The sequence below is a fragment of the Rhodococcus sp. KRD197 genome, from assembly GCF_017168235.1.
GTDB lineage: Bacteria > Actinomycetota > Actinomycetes > Mycobacteriales > Mycobacteriaceae > Rhodococcoides.
In genome coordinates this window covers 608,604-628,540 of sequence record NZ_JABFAO010000004.1, presented here as the reverse complement: position 1 = coordinate 628,540, position 19,937 = coordinate 608,604, and the positions used below count along the sequence as shown (strand labels likewise).

The window sequence follows — 19,937 nt, the reverse complement described above, 5'->3', positions numbered from 1 at the left end:
TCAGTACACGCCGCACATGCCGTCGATGGAGACCTCTTCCACCAACGATTCTTCGACCAGATCGGACTCGACCACGGCAGCATCGACTACGTCGGTCTTGGGGTTCTGGGACATCGAGGTACCTCCATCGGAGAGAATTGTTGTCTCGACCACAGTCAGTAGTGACAGTGACCTGGTTCACCACCATAATGGCATCGAGTGCAGAAAGACAGCAATCGGAGGGGAAAATTGCCCAGAGGTGCGAAACCGTCCAGCCGGGTAGGTCGGCGCCCGTCCACAACGAGGGGCCAGATCGGTGATCTCGGTATCGAACTCTTCGCGCGGAACGGGTTCGACGAAACCAGCGTCGACGACATCGCCGATGCCGCCGGTATCGCGCGGCGCACGTTCTTCCGGTACTTCCCGTCCAAGAACGCAGTGCCCTGGGGTGATTTCGACGAGCAGCTCGCCGCGCTGCGGACACTGCTGGCCGATCTGCCCGAGGACATGCCACTGGCCGACAGCATCCGTACTGCGCTGCTGCACTTCAACACCTTTCCCGAGGACGAGAAGCCGGTGCACCGCCAGCGCATGGAGCTGATTCTGCGAAATCCCGCGCTGCAGGGCTACTCGATGGTGATGTACGAGGGGTGGCGTCAGGTGATCGCCGAATACGTAGCCGCACGAACCGATTCCGGACCACAGGACCACTTTCCTCGAACTGTTGGCTGGATGGTCCTCGGTGTGGCAATGTCAGCGTACGAGCAGTGGCTGACCGACGAATCCCTCGAGCTCGCCCAGCTGTTGACCGAGGGCGCTCGCACGCTCCAGGTCGGCGTACACGCCCCAGAGCACGTCCCCGGAACCTGATCGGAAGTTGCGCACATGACCGAAATCGACGCCCTTGCGCCGGGCACGGCCGGGCGGTGGACACACGAGAACACCGCTGTCGAGTTCAGCGAACACCTCGCACCCGGCGCGGTGGTGCTCGACCGTCAGCACGGGTCGCTCTCGATTAGGCACCGACTCTCCTCGACCGACATCGGAGAGGCGTTGGTACACAGGCTCACCGATATGGACCTCTCGCAGCGAGAATTCGAACTGGTCCTGGTCGGACTCGTTCGCTCCACGGTGACCGATCCCGTCGAGGCCTGGACCACGTACTACCGCAACTCGCTCGACGATCTCCTCTCCGGCAGCGCCGATTTCGCGCCGGTGCACCAGCGCGCCGAGGCCCTCGTACGCGGATCCGTGCTGGACCTGGGATCGTGCTTCGGCTTCTTCCCCTTACGCCTCGCCATGGCCGGTATCGAGGTCACCGCCACCGATCTGTCGGAGGGCACGATGCGATTGCTGGGCACGGTAGCGCCGCACCTCGGTGCAACCGTCGACGTCCTGACGGCCGATGCCGCCGGTATACCGGTTGGCGACGGGTACGCCGACACCGTCACTGCCCTACACCTACTCGAACACGTCGAGGACGCGCTCGGGGACCGCATCCTCGCCGAGGCCATCAGAATCGCGCGCGAACGAGTGGTCGTTGCGGTGCCCTTCGAGACACACGCCACCGCGTGCCACGGACACATCCGAACCTTCGACGCCGAGGCACTGCGCGCCATGGGGTCTCGCACCGGGTTACCGTTCGAGGTCGAAACCTTCCACGGTGGATGGTTGGTACTCGACACCTCCCGCGTGGTCGCGCCTAGATGAGTCCCTGCTTGCTTGCGGCGTACACCGCCTCGGCCCGCCGACTCACACCCATCTTTCGCATGATGTTGCTGACATGAAACTTCACCGTCGTCGCCGAGATGAACAGCCTTGTCCCGATTCCGCTGTTGGACAGACCCGTTGCCAGTAGCCGAAGAACCTCGAGCTCACGGTCGGTCAATCGTTCGCTGGTCGAACCCTGCCCGTTGAGCGAGCGGATCACCGCCGACGCACTCCTGGAGTCGAAGGCGCTCTCGCCCCGAGAGACAGCCCGGATGGCCCGAACGAGTTCGGTGGTGTCGACATCCTTGACCACGTATCCACGGGCACCCGCATGCACGGCCTCCACGACGAGCCTGTCGTCGAGAAACGTCGTGAGGACCAGCAGCCCGAGTCCGGGATGGGCGCCGGAGAGCTGCGCACACAGCGCCAAACCCTCGTAGTCGGTGCTGGCCGACAGCTTGAGATCCATGAGCACGATATCGGGTTTGACCTGTTCGACCACCGCGAGCCCTTCGGCGCGCGAGGATGCCTCGCCGACGACCGAGAGATCCGTTTCGCGTTCGAGGACGGATTTGAGGCCGTCGCGGAGAATTGCGTGATCGTCGACGAGCACGATCCTGACCAAAGCGGTGTTCACGGTCACGATTGCTCACTCTCTTTCGACGGAACACGCACGGAAACTCGTACGCCTCCGATGCGGGCCCTACGGATTTCGAGCAGTCCGCCGTGTTCGCGTGCCCGTGCAGCCATGTTCGCGAGACCACGATGCCTACCGTCCACATCGTTGTTCTCCGCCATCCGCAGCATCAGTCGCAGATGCGCCGGATCGCCGTGGCCGTCGTCGGCTATCGACAGTGACACGTAATCCTCGCGGTAGGCCAGACGGATGACCGCGCGGTTGGCTCGACCGTGAACTGCGGTGTTGAACAGCGCTTCTCCGGCGATGCGCAGCAGCCCGTGCTCGCACTCACTGCTCAGCTCCACCGGAGTTCCCTCCACTCGCAACGAGACCTGCAACTCGTCGGGCATGTGCACCACCGACAGTTGCTCGAGCATCTCCGGCAGCGTCGTACGGTCCGCGTCCTGCGAATGATTGAGCGCATAGATCGCCGATCTCAACTGCTCGACGGCACGCCTGGTGAGTTCCTTTGCCAGATCCAATCTTTCGCGACGCTCCTCGGCCGGGATCTCGTTGCGGCACACCTCGATCTGCATTCCCGCGGACAGTACGGCCTGGGTGACGCTGTCGTGCAGTTCACGGGCGATACGGTGGCGTTCGTCGTCGAGTACCTGATGCCGGTGTGCGGCACCGAGTTGGCGCTGCGTCGCTTCGAGTTCGGCGTTGCGAACGGCGAGGTCTGCGGCAGTGCGATGTGCCTCGGCGTAGGCGCTCTCGGTCCGCTCCAGCAACACGCGGCGACTCTGGTACAGCGCCGAGTTCTGCAGGGCCACAGCCGTCTGGCTGGCAAGGATACTGAGCACTGCCGAGTCCGTCGCGTCGAGCACCCGCCGCTGCGGTGTCCACGCGGCGAACGCACCGACCACGCCGCCGTCGAGGGCAATGGGCACGAACGCGTGGTGCGATTCGATCTGCGGCTCACGCCCCCCGCCGATCCTGGCCAGCCGAATCGATTCGAGGCAGTCGACCACGTCATCGGGCAACGGTGGACCCACCACGTCGCCGACTAGGAACGGCGTGGCGTCGGGACCGAGAACCAGCCTGCGCGGACCGGCGTCGGGAAGGGCGCCGTCCGCGAGCGCGAACACCACCCACTGCGCCGACAGGTGCGCCCTCGCGGCTTCGGCCACCGCGCAGATGAGCGTTTCGGGTCCGTCGACGGTGCGCACCAGCGCGCGTGAAATCAGCTCCAACGCATGCACGACCCGTTCGAGTCTCTCGGCCGCTCCGCGGTACTGGGGATAGAAGGTGCTCTTCCCCGACCGCAGACCGGTCAGCAGCGAGAGGTCCGGCGGTGGCGCGTTCACAGCGCTGTCCTGAACAGCGACGCCATCTCGGCGTGGGTGGCCTGACGGGGATTGGTCGACATACAGGCGTCCCGCAGGGCGTTGGTGGCGAGCACATCGATGTCGGCGTCGCTGACGCCGATCTCGCGGAGTCCGACGGGCACACCGACCTGGCGGGCCAACTGCTCGACCCGCTCCGCGACTGCCAGGGCAGCTTCCTCGGCGGACGCTCGGCCCTCCGGCAGACCGAGGCTCGCCGCGATCGCCACGTAGGGCATCGGATCGGCAGCAGCGTTGAACCGGATGACGTGCGGCAGGAGGACGCCGTTGATGACACCGTGTGGAAGGTCGAGCAACCCACCGACCTGATGGCTCATGGCATGCGTCGCCCCGAGTATCGCGTTGGTGAACGCCAGTCCCGCCTCCAGGCTTGCCTGCGCCATCGAGGTGCGGGCCCGCATGTCCGACGGCACGTCCATGGTGTGGGCGAGGTGAGTGGTCACCAAGGTCACCGCCCGCAATGCATGATGATCCGTCAACTGATTGTGCCCGAGCGAGACGAACGCCTCGATTCCGTGCGTGAGCGCATCGAGGCCCGTTGCCGCATTGAGCCATTCGGGCATCGTCGTCAGCAATCGGGGATCGATGACGGTGATATCCGGAACGAGTGCGCGTCCGAGGATGGTGATCTTCGTGGACCGCGCCGTATCGGTGACGATGCAGAATTGCGAGACGTCCGCACCTGTACCCGAGGTGGTGGGGACCATGACGAGCGGAGGAATCGGCCGTCTCGCCTGGTCGACTCCCTCGTAGTCGAGGATCGATCCGCCGTTGCCGGCGAGGACGGCGATACCCTTCGCCGCATCCATCACCGAGCCGCCACCGATCGCCACGAGAACGTCACATTCGGAGGCCTGGTAGATCTCGTGCCCGGCCTCGATCTCGAAATCCTTGGGATTCGGTGTCGAGCCGCTCCACATCGTCGGCGCCAAGCCCTGCTCCTCGAGCAGATTCATCAACTGCGCAACCCAGCCGGTCTCGATGAGGCCCGGATCGGTGACCACCATCGGTCGCTGCGCGCCCAACCGCAGCGCCGCGTGAGCGACCTCGCCGAGCGAATCCTGGCCGAATACGATCTCTGGCGCATGGAACTTGAGTACCCGCGGTGCCTCGACCGAACTGCGATGTGAATGCAAGTCGTGCAGCGCCTGGCCTGTCGCTGCCATCTCGATCATGACTTCTCGCCTCTTCTGGCTCCGGGCGGCAGCGTGATCTGCCACCCTCACATGCACAGGCACCTGTGATGCACGTTACAACCCTATCCGCATTCGGGCCCGGATGCCCACCAGCTTCCGGGCGGGGCGCCTACCTACCCGATCGGGTAGGTAGGCGGCGGGGGGTGGCGCGGCCGAAGGCCGGCAGGTTAAACTAGAACACGTTACAGTTTTACGAGAGGACGTCGATGGTCACAGCTCAAGCACCGCACGGTTCTCGTTCGGTGACCCTCACCGTTGCCGATGTTGTCGATGAAACCGCCGACGCCCGATCGATAGTCTTCGACACTCCAGCAGCATTCGACTATCGCCCGGGGCAGTTCCTGACGCTGCGCATCCCGAGCGAGCGCACGGGCTCGGTGGCTCGCTGCTACTCGCTGGCCAGCTCCCCTCATCACGACGAGCGGCCGAAGGTCACCGTCAAACGCACCGCCGACGGGTACGGCTCCAACTGGGTCTGCGACAACCTGGCACCCGGCGACACCATAGAAGCCCTGCCGCCGTCGGGGTTGTTCACCCCGGCCGACCTCGACGAGGACTTCCTGCTTCTCGCCGCCGGGTCCGGCATCACCCCGGTCATGTCGATCCTCAAGTCCGCCCTGAGCGAAGGGGTGGGGAAGATCGCGCTGGTCTACGCCAACCGCGACGAGAGGTCGGTGATCTTCGCCGGCGAACTACGCACTCTCGCAGCGCAATACCCGCGCAGGCTGACAGTGCACCACTGGCTCGAGTCGATTCAAGGTTTGCCCACCGTCGATCAACTGGCCACGCTCGTAGGCCCGTATCGCGATCATCAGGCTTTCGTGTGCGGCCCCGGCCCCTTCATGGACGCCGTCCACAAAGCGCTCGAGTTCAGCGGGTTCCCGCGCAACCGGATGCACAGTGAGCTCTTCAAATCCCTCTCGGGCGACCCTTTCGCCGACGTACCCGATCTGGAAGTCTCGGATTCCGAGAGTGCGCCTGCGGCGAGTGCCGTCGTCTCACTCGACGGCGAGACACACACTCTGGACTGGCCGCGGCAGCACACCCTGGTGGACATCATGTTGGCGAAAGGAATCGATGTCCCCTACTCCTGCAGGGAGGGAGAATGCGGTTCGTGTGCCTGCACCGTCCTCGATGGTGAAGTAGCCATGGACAACTCCGAGATCCTCGACGACGAAGACCTCGCCGACGGGCTGATTCTCGGATGTCAGGCACGTCCCGTCAGCGACATTGTGCGCATCGAGTTCTGACCCGTGTTCGCATGGTTACCATCGGCGGTCACCATGCGAACACGGGCGGCGAAGCCGCGCCGACTGCATCGAGCAGCTCGATGTCATGGCTGATCATCAGTACACCCATTCCAGCCTCGCTCGCCTCGTGCAGAACGAGCCGCATGATCGACGCCGTCGTCGCGGCATCGAGCATCGCGGTCGCCTCGTCGCAGATGAGATACCGCGGCTGCTGAGCGAGGGCGCGGGCAATGCACGCGCGCTGCAACTGTCCGTCGCTGACTTGGTGCGGTCGACGCCCGAGCAGATCGGGGGTCAGCCCCACCCGCGACGCCAGCTCGTCGACGTCGACGGCGCGGCGGGCGATCGCGGCAGGTTGTCCGATGATGGTTCGCAGCGCCATTCGCGGGTCCGTCGCGGCCCTCGGCGACTGGAACAACAACGCCACCTGCCGTCGCACCTGTGACGGAACGGCATACCCGGCACCGCGCACGAGCGTCCCATCGATCGTCACCGATCCGGCGCGAGGCTCGTGAAGCAGCGCGAGCACTCTGGCCATCGTCGATTTGCCGGTTCCCGACGGCCCAGTCAATCCCACCAACTCACCGGCGGGAACGGACAAGCAGCGGTCGCGGAGAACGTCCGCTCGGCCGGGGTAGCCCGCCGCGATTCCCACGGCGTCGAGGCTCACGCGCTCACCCTGGTCCGGTAGCTCCGCTGCCCGACCGTGACGAGAGCGGTGCGTCCCCCGGAGTGCACGGAGGTGGGACGACGGAGGTGATAGACGCACTCGTCCGGCAGATCGGTCAACTGCGGCGGCATCCCCGGAATCGGTATCAATCCGTGAGAAGGCAATGCGCCCAGCAGATCTCGTGTGTAGTCATGAAGTGGGTCCTCGAACACGAGTGAGGCCGGTCCTGTTTCCATGATCCGCGAGGCGTACATCACCGCAACCCTGTCCGCTACCTCCGAGCGCATCAGCGACGCCAGATCGTGGGTGACGAGCAGAACGGCAGCACCGTCGTCGGCGGATCGGCGGAGAAGTCCCAGCACGCGATCTGCGAGCTCGCGGTCCAGGTTGGCCGTCGGCTCGTCCGCGATGATCACCGCGGGATCTCCGACGAGCGCACCCGCGAAAGCGACCCGCTGAGCCATCCCGCCGGACAACTCGTGCGGATAGCAGTCCAGATGCGCGGGGTCCAGACCGACCATGCGCGCCAACTCCTCGCAGGTGCGGCCGGACCCGAGTACCCGAATCGTTTCTTCGAGCTGAGACCGAGCCGTCCGCACCGGCGTCAGGTACGAGGACGCGGACTGCGGAACGAGTCCGACGTCGCGGCCACGGAACGAGGAGTCGGTGAACGGGTCGATGCGTCGGTCGGCGGTGACGACGGTAACCGAGCCGGTGACGCTCGACCCCGGTGGCAGCATGCCCAACACCGCCGATGCGAGAACCGATTTGCCGCAACCCGATTCGCCCACCAACGCCGTAATTGTGCCGGCATCGACGGCCAGGTCCACATTGCTCGCCGCATGCACGCTCGCGCCCCCGGGCAGCGGGATCCGTACCGTCAGGTTCTCGATCAGCAGCGCGGTCACAGCAGGGTTCTCACAATCGCAGTTCGGCGGGGGCAGGCGGTGCGACGGCGGTTCGCAGCGCGGACCCGGCGAGAGCCACCGACACCGTGGCCAGCACCAGGATGCCGGCCGGGAAGACCAGGGTCCACCATCCACCGAGAAGCAGCGAGCTGCGCGCCTCCGACAGCAATGTGCCCAGGCTCGGTTCGTGCGGTGGCAAACCGAAACCCAGGAACGAGAGCGTCGACTCGTGCCAGATGGCATGTGGCAGCAGCAGTACCACGGCGATCAGTGCCTGCGGCATCACGGCCGGGAACATGTGGCGTCCGATGACGTGCGCTCGGCTCGCACCCGCAGCGACGGCGGCGTCGACGAAGGGGCGCCCGCGAAGGCCGAGGATTTCCGATCTGACTATCCGCGCCACCTGGGTCCAATGCGTCAGAGCTATCGACAGCACGATCGCCGTGATGCTCCCGCGGAACATCGCTACGATGACGATCCCGAGGAGCAGGTGTGGGAGCGCATTGATCGCGTCGGTTGAGCGCATGACCACCCGGTCGACCCATCCGCCCCACACGCCTGCGAAAACTCCGACCACGGTGCCCAGCACGGTCGCGAGCACCGCACAGGCCGCCGCGATCAGAAGCGAGGTGCGGATGGCGGAGGCGCTGCGAACGAACAGATCTCGGCCTGCGGAGTCGGTACCGAACCAGTGCGAGGCCGATGGCCCCTGCCGGGCGGAGGCGAAATCGGTGATCCGATCGTCGACGCCGGACAACCACGGAACTGCGATCGCATAGAGCGTCAACAGACCCAGAAGCACCGCCGCCACCACGAGCCTGCGCCTACCCATCGGTGGCCACCCGCGGATCCAGCATCGCCGCCACGACGTCGGCGAAGAGAGAGCCGATCATCACCGCCAGCGTGGTGCCCACGGTGAGCACGGCCAGCAGTGCCATATCGAGATCGCGGGCCGAGGTGACGACTGCGCCCGCTATACCGGGCCAGGAGAACACCTCTTCCACCAGCACCGCGCCCACGACGAGCTCGGGCAACCGCACTCCCACGACATTGACGAACGGAGCCAACGATGTCGGCACGATGTGTCGGCGGGTCACCGTGGAATCGGGGATACCCCGCGCCAGCGCTCCTGCGACGTAGTCCTCGCTCCGCGAGGCCGATACCGACTCGCGGACAACGAGCAACAGCCACGGCACCTGCGACACCGCGAGCACTGCAACGGGCAGCACCATGTGTTCGGCTACTCCTGCGACGGTCGGGTCTGCTCCCCCGTCGGACAGGCCCGCTACCGGCAACCACCCGAGCCCGAGGGCGAACAGCGCGATGGCCCCCAACGACAGCACGAATGGCGGCAGCCCCTGCACAGTGATGCAGAGGCCGGTGAGTACACGATCGAGCATTCCGCCTCGGCGCATTCCGGCGGCGACACCGAGTACCAGCGCCACCGCCGCAGCGAGCAACAATCCGGTGCCGGCGAGCAACAGCGTCCACGGAAGGCGCTCGGTGAGAACCTGGGCGACCGGCTGGCCGAACGTTCTCGATGTGCCGAGATCGCCGGTGAACACACCCTGCAGCCACTGCAGATAGGTCGAGTACCAGGGCTGGTCGAAGCCGAGTTGTTCAGCGAGAATCGCCTTGTCCGCTTCGGACGTGCTGGTGTATCGCGCGCCGAGGTAGGAAACCAACGGGTCGAAGGGCGAGGCCGCGGCGGCTGCGAACAATCCTGCGGACACGCCCGCGCAGACGGGGACGACGAACAGTAGCCGTCGTCCGATCATCCCGAGAATTCGGCGGCGTCTGCTGTGTCGGTCGCGGCGGGCCGTCGCCGATACCGGGGCCGGGGTGATGGTTGCCGTCATGATTGCGGTGTCCACGTCTGCAACGACCACCACGGTCCCCAGGTGACGCCGTGCGAATGCGGTTCGAGGATGGGCCCGGACATCGTCCAGTCGGAAGTCTTCCACACGTAGGTGTGATCGAGGAAGACCAGGAAGATCGAGCCGGGATCGGCGACATACGCCCGCTGCATGTCTCGGTAGGCGGCACTGCGCTGAGCTGGGTCCAGGCTTCGGCGTCCCGTTTCGAGAGCCGAGTCGACCGCAGGATTGGAATAGTCGCTCGCGTTGTCGTAGATGCTGCCCACTCCGGGTTCGAGGAACACCGAGTGCAGCGCGTTGTATGCCTGCGTGTCCGGGTCGTACGGTTCGGAGCCACCGCCCATGAGGGTCGAATCGTAGGAGATCCGCGGGTCGATCCGATCCCACGAAAGCGCCTCGAGATTCACTTCGATGCCTACCGCAAGTGCGTCGGATGCGAAGGCCTGAGCCAGATCTCGGCGTACGGTGTCGGCGGAGTTGTACATCACGGTGAACTCGGCGCGGATGCCGTCCCGCGAGCGGATCCCGTCGGAACCGTCGATCCAGCCGGCCTCGCTCAGTAACCGTTCTGCTTCAGCGGGGTCGTAGGCGAATACGGCCTCGGGCTCGTACGCGTCGCCGTACGCGTCGGGCATGGGAGTGGCGGCTTCTCGACCGTATCCGGCGAGCACGTTGTCGACCATGGACGCTCGGTCGGCAGCGAGATTGAGCGCCATCCGCACCGCCGGGTCACCGGAGACCGGATTGTCGGTGGGCATCGACACTCCACGCCAATCGGCGGAAGTGTTGGCGGACACCGTCATCGCTTCCCGGTCGTCGAAGGTTCGCGCGAGCACCGGAGGTAGAGTCGTCCCGTCGATCTCGCCGGAGGCCATTCGCTGAGCGCGAGTGTTGTCGTCCGGAACGTAGAGCAGCGTCAGCTTCTTCACCTCCGGTGCCCCGTCCCAGTAGTCCTCGTTGGCCTCGAAGACAGCGCGGTCGGGTGTGAGATCGACGAGCTTGTACGGCCCGGTTCCGACAGGCGCGGTGTTCAGCTCCGACTCGGCGGCCAGGCCCGGTTCCGCCAGCGCCTCCGAGGCAGCGATCCCGATGAGCAGCTTGGTCTCGAAGGCCGCGTACGGATGGGCCAGTCGAAATTCGACGGTGTGCGGATCGAGCTCGACGACGGAGGTGATCATGTCGAACGAGGATCGCACCTCCGACGCCGAGGCGGGGTCTTCGATGGCCTCGTAGGTGGCCACCACATCCGCGGCCTCGAAGGTCGAGCCGTCGGAGAAGGTGACGCCCTCGCGCAATGGGACCGTCCACACCGTCGCGTCGGCGTTGGGGGTCGGCAATTCGGCGGCGAGGGCGGGCTCGAAGCCCGGCAACCCCGGGGCACCGTCGAGGCGCAACAAACCGTCGTACATCTTCGCCTCACCCGCGGAGCCGAATCCGGCGACCGGGTTGTATCCACCGAGCTCGTGCCCGTCGGCGAGCACGATGCCGGCGTCGGCCGAAGCTGCGGCCGGATCGGTGGGGGCGCTGCACGAGGTGAGCGCGAGTGCGCCGACTGCAGCCGCGACGACCCACGCACGTCGCACCATCGACTCTCCAGACGTTCATCTGAGCAATTGTTCAGATCAACGAATGATCCCACAGCGGTGGTTGGTCAGCAAGGCGCCCTCTCGGTGCGCGAGCGCACTGGCCGGTAAGTCACCGGCTCGTCCGCTCAGCGAGACCGTCACCGATCCGGACCCTTCGTCAGGACCGCCGAGCTCGTCGATACGTCGCAGGGTTTGCCGGGCCACGGCCTCGGCACTGTCGTAGAGCCGAGTGCCGGCGGGCAGCGACGCGAGGATCTCGTCCACCACCAGCGGATAGTGCGTACAACCCAACACGACGGACTCCACGTCCTCGGGTGTCGATGCCGCGGCCGCCCGGATCGCCGCCGACACACCGTCCGTGTCGCCACGATCGATCGCATCCGCGAGCCCATGACACGCCACAGGCGTCACCGTCCGGCCGGCAGCGAACTCCTCGACCAACCGAGCCTGATAGGAACTCGCCGTCGTCGCCGCAGTCGCCCAGATCGCGATGCGCTCGCTCTCCGCCGCCGCAGGCTTGATGGCGGGAACCGTACCCACCACCGGAACACCCGTGCCCAGATGGGCGCGCACGTGCGCCAACGCAGTCACACTGGCGGTGTTGCACGGCAACACGATCACCTCAGCGCCTGCAGCGACCGCGCGATCGACCGCGGCGAGCACTCGATCAACCACCCAGGCGTCGGGCTTGGGCCCCCAGGGCGCCTCGTCCGGATCCATCAGCAGAATCAGATCCAGCCTCGGACGTAGCGTTCTCAGTCGCGCCGCCGTCGGCAGCAACCCGAGCCCCGAGTCGATCAAGGCGACGATCATTCCCCTACCGACCCAGAGCCTGCTCGATGTCACCGACGAGATCGGCAGCGTCCTCGATACCGACCGACAGCCGCACCAGATCGTCCGGCACCTCGAGCAGCGACCCGGCCGTCGACGCGTGCGTCATGGCCCCGGGGTGCTCGATGAGCGACTCGACACCACCGAGCGACTCCGCGAGCGTGAACACCTCGGTACGCGAGCAGAAGTCCAACGCCGCCTGCTTGCCGCCGGCCAGCCGCACCGAGATCATGCCGCCGAACCGTCGCATCTGCTTGGCCGCGACCACATGCGAGGGATGCGATGCGAGACCGGGATAGATGACCGTGGAGATCGCGGGATGGCCGTCGAGCATGTCGACGAGCTTCTCCGCGTTGTCGCTGTGACGCTCCATCCGCAGCGCGAGCGTCTTGATGCCACGCAGCGTCAGGAACGCGTCGAACGGGCCCGGGACTCCGCCGGCACCGTTCTGCAGGAAGGCGAACGCCGCATCGAGTTCTTCGTCGTCGGTGATCAGCGCGCCGCCGACCACATCGGAGTGGCCCCCGATGTACTTGGTGGTCGAATGCAGCACCACGTCAGCACCCAGCTGCAACGGCTGCTGCAGGTAGGGCGAGGCGAACGTGTTGTCCACGACGAGCTTGGCATTCTTCTCGTGCGCGACCTCGGCGAGCGCGGCGATGTCACCGATATTGAGCAGCGGGTTGGTCGGTGTCTCGACCCACACCAGCTTCGTGTTGGGGCGGATCGCGTCGCGGACCGCGTCCACATCGGACACCGCGGCCACCGAGTACTCGATGCCCCACTGAGTGAAGACCTTGTCGATCAGCCGGAAGGTGCCGCCGTAGGCGTCGTTGGGGATGACGAGGTGATCGCCGGGCCGCAACGCTGCCCGGAGCAGCGCGTCCGTCGCGGCCATGCCCGAGGAGAACGCGCGCCCGTAGGTACCGGACTCGATGGCAGCCAGGTTGGCTTCGAGGGGCCGACGCGTCGGGTTTCCGGTGCGGGCGTACTCGAAGCCGTTGCGCATGCCGCCGACTCCGTCCTGAGCGAACGTCGAGCTGGCGTAGATCGGAACGTTCACGGCACCGGTCAGCGGATCCGGTTCGTAACCGGCATGAACGGCCTTGGTGGAGAATCCCTGCTCTGCCTTGCTGCGCTGCTCACTCATGGCTTTCAGCCTAGTGGGCGACCGCGCGCATTCTCTATCGCGTCCGCCGCTCGCGTGGGTAGCCTGCGAAGACATCCCTGATCAGAAAGAGGCACCGTGACCGAGAAGACATCCCTCCGCTCACAGAGCGTCGATGAACTGTTCGCGATCGACTCTCTCCTCGACACCGAGGAACGGCAGATTCGGGACACGGTCCGCAAACTCGGCAACGAGCGGATCCGGCCACACCTGGCAGATTGGTTCGAGGAGGGCACCGTCCCCGCGCGCGAGCTGGCCAAGGAACTGGGCGCGCTCGGACTCCTCGGCATGCACCTCGAGGGATACGGGTGTGCCGGCACCTCGGCGACTGCTTACGGGCTGGCCTGCCTCGAGCTCGAAGCGATGGACTCCGGCATCCGCAGCCTGGTGTCGGTACAGGGCTCGCTCGCGATGTTCGCGATCTGGAAGTTCGGATCGGAGGACCAGAAACAGCAGTGGCTGCCCGGGATGGCCGAGGGATCACTCATCGGCTGCTTCGGTCTGACCGAAGCGGACTTCGGCTCCAATCCCGGCGGCATGCTCACCCGCGCCAAGAAGGACGGCGACGACTGGATCCTCAACGGCAGCAAGATGTGGATCACCAACGGTCCCGTCGCGGACGTCGCGATCGTGTGGGCGCAGACGGACCACAAAGTGCGGGGCTTCATCGTCCCAACCGACACGCCGGGGTTCACCGCGAACACGGTGAAGAAGAAACTCTCACTACGCGCGTCCATCACCGGCGAGCTCGTCTTCGAGGACGTCCGACTCCCTGCCGACGCGATGCTGCCCGAGGCCGAAGGTCTTCGTGGCCCGCTGAGCTGCCTGAACGAGGCCCGCTTCGGCATCGTTTTCGGGGCGATGGGCGCGGCCCGCGACTGCATCGAGTCCGCCGTCGAATACTCCAAGACCCGTGAGGTCTTCGACAAGCCCCTCGCTGGATACCAGCTGACCCAGGCCAAGCTCGCCAACATGGCCCTCGAGCTCGGCAAGGGAGAGCTACTCGCCCTGCACCTCGGGCGGCTCAAGGACAAGGGCGAACTGAGCGGCGAGCAGGTCTCCCTCGGCAAGCTCAACAACGTCCGGGAAGCGATCGCAATCGCCCGGGAGTGCCGCACCATCCTCGGCGCCAACGGCATCACTCTGGAATACCCGGTGCTCCGGCACGCCAACAACCTCGAATCGGTCCTCACCTACGAGGGCACGTCAGAGGTTCATCAATTGGTGATCGGGCAGGCGCTGACCGGGTCGAGCGCGTTCCGGTAGGCGCTTCACGCATGTGCGCGGAAATACATAGCGGGCTATGTATTTCCGCGCACATGCGCCGCTAGGCGCCTTTGCTCAGGAATCCGAGCAGGTCGTGCCGGGTGATGACGCCGACGGGCTTGCCCTCTTCGACGACCATCAGTGCATCGGATTCGCCGAGCGCCTTCGTCGCGTCGGAGACAGTCTCGCCTGCACCGATCAGCGGAAACGGATCGCTCATGTGCTGAGCCACCGAATCGGCGAGCGCAGCACGGCCTTCGAAGACCGCGCTGAGCAGGTCGCGTTCGGTGACGCTGCCCGCCACCTCACCGGCCATGACGGGCGGCTCGGCGCCGACGACCGGCATCTGCGAGACGCCGTACTCACGCAGGATCTCGATGGCATCGCGAACGGTTTCCGACGGGTGCGTGTGCACCAGGTCCGGGATTGCCCCCGACTTCCCGCGCAGCACCTCTCCGACGGAGGTCTCCTCGGTTGTGCCGTCGAGACGCGAACGAAGGAAACCGTACGAGGACATCCAGGAGTCGTTGAAGATCTTGGCGAGGTATCCGCGACCACCGTCGGGCAGCAGCACCACGACGAGAGCGTCGGGGCCCTCGCGCTCGGCGACCTGAATCGCCGCGACCGCAGCCATCCCGCAGGATCCGCCGACCAGTAGGCCTTCCTCGCGGGCGAGGCGGCGCGTCATGTCGAACGAGTCGGCGTCGGAGACAGCGATGATCTCGTCGGGGATCGAGGGGTCGTAGGCGGTGGGCCAGAAGTCCTCGCCGACGCCCTCGACGAGGTACGGCCGCCCGGTGCCGCCGGAGTAGACGGAGCCTTCGGGGTCTACGCCGACGACCTTGACCTTGCCCCCCGAGACCTCCTTCAGGTACTTGCCGGTGCCGGAGATCGTGCCGCCGGTACCGACGCCCGCGACGAAGTGGGTGATCTTGCCGTCGGTGTCGGCCCAGATCTCGGGACCGGTGGTCTCGTAATGGCTCTGCGGACCGGCGGGATTGGCGTACTGGTTGGGCTTCCACGCGCCGTCGATCTCACGCACGAGGCGATCGGACACGCTGTAGTAGCTGTTCGGATCCTCCGGGGCCACCGCTGTAGGGCACACCACGACCTCGGCTCCGTACGCCCGCAGGACATTGCGCTTGTCCTCGCCGACCTTGTCCGGGCAGACGAACACGCACTTGTAGCCGCGCTGCTGCGCGACGAGTGCCAGCCCGACACCGGTGTTGCCCGACGTGGGTTCGACGATGGTGCCGCCCGGCTTCAACTCGCCGGCGGCCTCGGCCGCGTCGATCATCTTCACCGCGATGCGGTCCTTCGACGAACCGCCCGGGTTGAGGTATTCGATCTTGGCTGCAACCGTCCCCGCGTTGTCGCCGACAACGGAGGAAAGCTTGACCAACGGGGTGTTACCGATGAGTTCGGTGATGTGCTGAGCAATGCGCATGCCTTCATCTTCCCAGATGCCGTCTTTTCCACACACGCCGCGCCGTGCGTCGAGCGGTACGGCTCTGACGCATCGCCCGGATGAATACGATGGTGTGGTGGCCCGTATCGAAGGAGACAAGCAGTGCCGTTGAAGAAGTGGCGAACCGCGGCCAAGGCCGGTGCCGCAACGGTGGTCGCGGGCTCTTCGGCGGGAACTGTATCCTGGGCCGCGTACCGGCATCTGATGTCGCAGGCGACGTCGGCCCGGGGCGTCATCGGTCGCAACACTGCTCGGCCACCCGAGGCCGACGGCGTCTACGGCCCCGGGGACCTCACCCCCGAGCGGTGGCGCTTCGACAGTTCGGCAGATATTCACCTGATGGTCTTCGGTGATTCCACTGCAGCCGGGGTCGGCTGCACGGTCGCCGACGAGGTTCCCGGCGTGCTGGTCGCTCGCGGCCTCGCCGACGAGACCGGAAAACGAGTACGGCTGAGTACCAAAGCCATCGGCGGCGCCACATCCAAGGGCTTGGAAGGTCAGGTCGACGCCATGTTCGTCGCCGGCCCGGCGCCGGACGCGGCGATCATCCTCATCGGCGCCAACGACGTCACCAAGAAGTTCTCGGTCGCCGGTTCCGCGACGCGGCTCGGCAACGCGGTGGAACGGCTGACCGCGAAGGGAACGGTCGTCGCCGTCGGCACCTGCCCCGACCTCGGCGTCGTGACGGCCATCCCGCAGCCCCTGCGAACGGTCGTGCGCAATTGGGGTCTGCGCCTGGCCAAGGCTCAGGCCGAGCAGACGATAAAGGCGGGCGGATACCCGGTGGCGCTGGCCGATCTGCTGGCACCGGAGTTTCTTGCGGCGCCGGACACCATGTTCTCCGCAGACCGGTTCCATCCTTCTGCAGCGGGCTACGAGCTCGCGGCGAGGCAGCTTCTTCCGGTGCTGGCCGCCGCGCTGGGCGAGTGGAACGGAGGCCCGCTCCCCGACTTGCCCGAGGTTTCCGCAGCGGCAGAATCACGCCGGTTCATTCCGCGAGCTGCGGCGTCGGTAGATCGGTTCCTGCGCAGACGAGGTGCCGAGATCCGAGCGCAGACCGAGGAGCGATAAGTTCGAACAACGGGCCACGCCTACTCGGCGTCGACTTGCGCAGTAGCGATAGCTTCCGCCGTACGCAATGCAGCATCCAACGAAGGAGAGTTCATGCCAGAGGCAGTGATCGTCAGTACCGCTCGTTCACCGATCGGCCGCGCGATGAAGGGATCGCTCAAGGACATTCGTCCCGACGATCTGACCGTGCAGATGGTGGCCGCCGCGCTCGCGAAGGTCCCCGAGCTCGATCCTCTGGACATCGACGACCTGCTTCTCGGGTGTGGTCTTCCCGGAGGCATGCAGGGCAACAACCTTGCACGCATCGTCGCCGTCCTCCTCGGTTACGACTCGCTCCCCGGCACCACGATCACGCGCTACTGCTCCTCGTCGCTGCAGACCACCCGCATGGCGCTGCACGCGATCAAGGCAGGCGAGGGTGACGTCTTCATCTCCGCCGGCGTCGAGAGCGTCTCGAGTTTCGTGCACGGCAACTCCGACTCGCTGCCCGCCAGCCACAACCCGCTCTTCGCCGACGCCGAAGCACGCACCAAGAAGGCCCAGGAAGAGGGCGCTGACAGCTGGACCGATCCGCGTGAAAGCGGAGAGCTCCCCGATGCGTACATCGCGATGGGGCAGACCGCCGAGAACGTCGCCCTGCTGACCGGAATCGGCCGCGAGGAGCAGGACCACTGGGGCGTACGCAGCCAGAACCGCGCCGAGGAAGCAATCGCCTCCGGCTTCTTCGAACGTGAGATCACTCCTGTCACGTTGCCCGACGGCACCGTGGTCAGCACCGACGACGGTCCCCGCGCCGGCACCACCTACGACAAGATCAGCCAGCTCAAGCCGGTATTCCGGCCGAACGGCACGATCACCGCGGGCAACGCGTGCCCGCTCAACGACGGCGCAGCGGCGCTCGTCATCATGAGCGACACCAAGGCGAAGGCGCTGGGACTGACCCCGCTCGCCCGGATCGTCTCCACCGGCGTCACGGGCACCTCACCCGAGATAATGGGACTCGGCCCGATCGAGGCCACCCGCCGGGCGCTGGCCATCGCCGGAATGTCGATCTCCGACATCGACCTGTTCGAGATCAACGAGGCCTTCGCCGTGCAGGTTCTCGGCTCGGCCCGCGACCTGGGCATCGATCACGACAAGTTGAATGTCTCCGGTGGCGCCATCGCCGTCGGTCACCCGTTCGGTATGACCGGTGCTCGCATCACCACCACGCTGCTGAACAACCTGCAGACGCAGGACAAGACGTTCGGTGTCGAAACCATGTGCGTCGGCGGCGGCATGGGTATGGCAATGGTGCTCGAACGCCTGAGCTGAGCGCTCGAGTCCTAGGTGCACACAAATCGCTGCGCGAGGGTCGAATGTGACTGCTGGACGCGACTTGTGTGCAACCAGGCACACCGAACACGCAACGAAAAGGGCCCCGCACTCATCGGAGTGCGGGGCCTTTTCGTGCGAGCAACTAGTCGCTGTTGAAGTAGCTGAGCAAACGCAGGATTTCGACGTACAGCCACACGAGTGTGATCGTCAGTCCGAGTGCGACGCCCCAGGCTGCCTTCTCCGGCGCCTGAGCGCGGATCAGCTGGTCGGCCTGATCGAAGTCCAGCAGGAAGCTGAAGGCCGCGATGCCGATGCAGACGAGGCTGAAGATGATGGCGACCGGGCCGCCGTCGCGAAGGCCGAGGCCACCGTCCATGAAGAAGCTTGCGACGAGGTTGCCGAGTGCGAGGACGACGACACCGATGAGTGCGCCGACGATCATTCGGGTCAGGCGAGGGGTGACCCGGATGGCGCCGGTCTTGTAGACGACCAGCATGCCGAAGAACACACCGAACGTTCCGAGCACTGCCTGCGCGATCAGGGTGCTACCACCTGCGCCACCGAAGCTGATATCGGTGAACATGAACGACAGCGCACCGAGGAAGAAGCCCTCCGCGACGGCGTAGGCGAGAACGAGAGCCTTGTTGTCCATCTTCTTGCCGAACACCGCGACCAGTACGAGTACGAGGCCGATGAGTCCGCCGCCGACGACGAATGGGACCGCGAGATCTCCGTTGTTGTCGACCAACAGGTAGGACACGATTGCCGTGATAGCCAAGACACCGAGCGTGATGCCCGTCTTGGTAACGACATCGTCGATGGTCATGGACCGCGACGTGGGTCCGGTCCGATACGGGTCGGCAGCCGTGGCCGGCTGGCCGAATTGCTGTGCAGCCTGCGAGGCGCCTGCCGTCGCAGTGCCGAAAGTGGCGTATCCGCCGCCTCCCTGCTTGGGCAGGTTGCGGAACACCGGGTTGCTTGAGGTGCGCACCGTGTTTCTTCCCTTCATGAATTCAGGCCGTGCTCGAGGAGTTCCTCGACAGTCGTAGGTAGAACGTTTCACATACGGACGAAAGTTCCCAGCCGGACTACGACCGTTTTACGACAATTCGGACTCTACCGCGCCGCCCGTCGGGACGCGTCCGCGAGCGGAAGAGTTTCTCCTGCGCGAAATGGGGGCATGATTCGGTACATGAGCATCGAAGACGGACCGGACCAGACACTCGATCAGAGCGAAAGCCTCGACTCGGACGAAGTGCGCAACGACGACGGCGACACCGTGGTCGACGCGCCGGATCACTGGAGCGAGGCGGACAAGTTCGGGACCACCCTCGAAGAGGCCCGCGAAGGTGAAAGCCTCGACGCGAAGCTCGCCGAGGAAGAACCCGATACCGCAGCGGAGGAGGAAGAGCGTTCGGTCAACGAGATCCCCGACGAGGAACTGACCGAGGAACTCGTCGACCACGAGCTCGTCGAATCGGACGAGAATCCCGATATCGACTATGCCGAAGGGCAGCGTCGAGCCGAGATCGTCGAAGGGACCCTGGTGGAAGACCGCGGTATGGATCGCGGCCAGATCAGCGGGACACCGGAGGATGGCGGACCGGTCGAATAA

The 19,937-nt window shown here is 65.6% G+C and carries 20 protein-coding genes; 7 read left to right on the top strand and 13 right to left on the bottom strand.

Annotated features, from left to right (window positions below):
• Complete coding sequence (gene mftA, locus J1M86_RS09210) at positions 1 to 114, bottom strand: mycofactocin precursor MftA (RefSeq protein WP_075839718.1); 114 nt, start codon at positions 112 to 114, stop codon at positions 1 to 3.
• A gap of 114 nt (positions 115 to 228) precedes the next feature.
• On the opposite strand from mftA, the gene mftR reads away from it, so the two are divergent.
• A complete protein-coding gene (gene mftR, locus J1M86_RS09205) occupies positions 229 to 849 on the top strand; it encodes a mycofactocin system transcriptional regulator (protein WP_075839698.1) in 621 nt (206 codons plus the stop codon).
• Between the two features lie 15 nt (positions 850 to 864).
• Positions 865 to 1,689 (top strand): mycofactocin oligosaccharide methyltransferase MftM, encoded by an 825-nt coding sequence (gene mftM / locus J1M86_RS09200; RefSeq protein ID WP_206509607.1) that lies wholly within the window; start codon positions 865 to 867, stop codon positions 1,687 to 1,689.
• On the opposite strand, the gene J1M86_RS09195 is transcribed toward mftM, so the two are convergent.
• Genes J1M86_RS09195 through J1M86_RS09185 form a run of 3 tightly spaced genes read right to left on the bottom strand, consistent with a single transcriptional unit; the run spans position 1,682 to position 4,880 of the window.
• On the bottom strand, positions 1,682 to 2,332 hold the full coding sequence (locus J1M86_RS09195) for a response regulator transcription factor (protein ID WP_075839696.1): 651 nt from the start codon (positions 2,330 to 2,332) through the stop codon (positions 1,682 to 1,684). The two genes, mftM and J1M86_RS09195, sit on opposite strands and share 8 nt — an antisense overlap.
• Positions 2,329 to 3,675: a histidine kinase gene (locus tag J1M86_RS09190; RefSeq protein ID WP_307786579.1), complete on the bottom strand. Its 1,347-nt coding sequence runs from the start codon at positions 3,673 to 3,675 to the stop codon at positions 2,329 to 2,331. Before J1M86_RS09190 ends, J1M86_RS09195 begins: the two co-directional genes overlap by 4 nt.
• The gene (locus J1M86_RS09185; RefSeq protein ID WP_241259901.1) at positions 3,672 to 4,880 is read right to left on the bottom strand and encodes an iron-containing alcohol dehydrogenase; all 1,209 of its coding nucleotides are present in this window, start codon (positions 4,878 to 4,880) and stop codon (positions 3,672 to 3,674) included. The genes J1M86_RS09190 and J1M86_RS09185 overlap by 4 nt, the downstream gene beginning before the upstream one ends.
• A gap of 236 nt (positions 4,881 to 5,116) precedes the next feature.
• Here J1M86_RS09185 and J1M86_RS09180 point away from each other — a divergent pair, with 236 nt between their 5' ends.
• Positions 5,117 to 6,160: a ferredoxin--NADP reductase gene (locus J1M86_RS09180; RefSeq protein ID WP_206509606.1), complete on the top strand. Its 1,044-nt coding sequence runs from the start codon at positions 5,117 to 5,119 to the stop codon at positions 6,158 to 6,160.
• 28 nt (positions 6,161 to 6,188) lie between these two features.
• On the opposite strand, the gene J1M86_RS09175 is transcribed toward J1M86_RS09180, so the two are convergent.
• Genes J1M86_RS09175 through J1M86_RS09145 form a run of 7 tightly spaced genes read right to left on the bottom strand, consistent with a single transcriptional unit; the run spans position 6,189 to position 13,182 of the window.
• On the bottom strand, positions 6,189 to 6,830 hold the full coding sequence (locus J1M86_RS09175) for an ABC transporter ATP-binding protein (protein WP_206509605.1): 642 nt from the start codon (positions 6,828 to 6,830) through the stop codon (positions 6,189 to 6,191).
• Positions 6,827 to 7,738, bottom strand: coding sequence for an ABC transporter ATP-binding protein (locus tag J1M86_RS09170; RefSeq protein ID WP_206509604.1), 912 nt, complete (start codon positions 7,736 to 7,738; stop codon positions 6,827 to 6,829). Before J1M86_RS09170 ends, J1M86_RS09175 begins: the two co-directional genes overlap by 4 nt.
• A 10-nt stretch (positions 7,739 to 7,748) precedes the next feature.
• Positions 7,749 to 8,570 (bottom strand): ABC transporter permease, encoded by an 822-nt coding sequence (locus tag J1M86_RS09165; RefSeq protein ID WP_206509603.1) that lies wholly within the window; start codon positions 8,568 to 8,570, stop codon positions 7,749 to 7,751.
• Entirely contained in the window at positions 8,563 to 9,639 is a 1,077-nt protein-coding gene (locus J1M86_RS09160; RefSeq protein WP_241259899.1) for an ABC transporter permease, read from the bottom strand. Before J1M86_RS09160 ends, J1M86_RS09165 begins: the two co-directional genes overlap by 8 nt.
• A complete protein-coding gene (locus J1M86_RS09155) occupies positions 9,594 to 11,201 on the bottom strand; it encodes an ABC transporter substrate-binding protein (protein ID WP_206509602.1) in 1,608 nt (535 codons plus the stop codon). The genes J1M86_RS09160 and J1M86_RS09155 overlap by 46 nt, the downstream gene beginning before the upstream one ends.
• Before the next feature lie 36 nt (positions 11,202 to 11,237).
• A complete protein-coding gene (locus J1M86_RS09150) occupies positions 11,238 to 12,014 on the bottom strand; it encodes a glutamate racemase (protein ID WP_206510015.1) in 777 nt (258 codons plus the stop codon).
• A 4-nt stretch (positions 12,015 to 12,018) separates the two neighbouring features.
• Entirely contained in the window at positions 12,019 to 13,182 is a 1,164-nt protein-coding gene (locus J1M86_RS09145; RefSeq protein WP_075839691.1) for a cystathionine gamma-synthase, read from the bottom strand.
• Positions 13,183 to 13,278: 96 nt separating this feature from the next.
• Here J1M86_RS09145 and J1M86_RS09140 point away from each other — a divergent pair, with 96 nt between their 5' ends.
• Positions 13,279 to 14,466, top strand: a complete 1,188-nt coding sequence (locus J1M86_RS09140) for an acyl-CoA dehydrogenase family protein (protein WP_206509601.1) — start codon at positions 13,279 to 13,281, stop codon at positions 14,464 to 14,466.
• Positions 14,467 to 14,527: 61 nt separating this feature from the next.
• Here the strand turns inward: J1M86_RS09140 and J1M86_RS09135 are convergent, their stop codons facing one another.
• On the bottom strand, positions 14,528 to 15,913 hold the full coding sequence (locus J1M86_RS09135) for a cystathionine beta-synthase (RefSeq protein WP_206509600.1): 1,386 nt from the start codon (positions 15,911 to 15,913) through the stop codon (positions 14,528 to 14,530).
• Between the two features lie 123 nt (positions 15,914 to 16,036).
• Between J1M86_RS09135 and J1M86_RS09130 the strand changes: the two genes are divergently transcribed.
• Positions 16,037 to 17,005: an SGNH/GDSL hydrolase family protein gene (locus tag J1M86_RS09130; RefSeq protein ID WP_075839690.1), complete on the top strand. Its 969-nt coding sequence runs from the start codon at positions 16,037 to 16,039 to the stop codon at positions 17,003 to 17,005.
• A 93-nt stretch (positions 17,006 to 17,098) separates the two neighbouring features.
• Positions 17,099 to 18,319: an acetyl-CoA C-acetyltransferase gene (locus J1M86_RS09125; RefSeq protein ID WP_206509599.1), complete on the top strand. Its 1,221-nt coding sequence runs from the start codon at positions 17,099 to 17,101 to the stop codon at positions 18,317 to 18,319.
• 145 nt (positions 18,320 to 18,464) lie between these two features.
• On the opposite strand, the gene J1M86_RS09120 is transcribed toward J1M86_RS09125, so the two are convergent.
• Entirely contained in the window at positions 18,465 to 19,313 is an 849-nt protein-coding gene (locus J1M86_RS09120) for a Bax inhibitor-1/YccA family protein (protein WP_206509598.1), read from the bottom strand.
• A 201-nt stretch (positions 19,314 to 19,514) separates the two neighbouring features.
• Between J1M86_RS09120 and J1M86_RS09115 the strand changes: the two genes are divergently transcribed.
• Positions 19,515 to 19,937 (top strand): hypothetical protein, encoded by a 423-nt coding sequence (locus J1M86_RS09115; RefSeq protein WP_075839689.1) that lies wholly within the window; start codon positions 19,515 to 19,517, stop codon positions 19,935 to 19,937.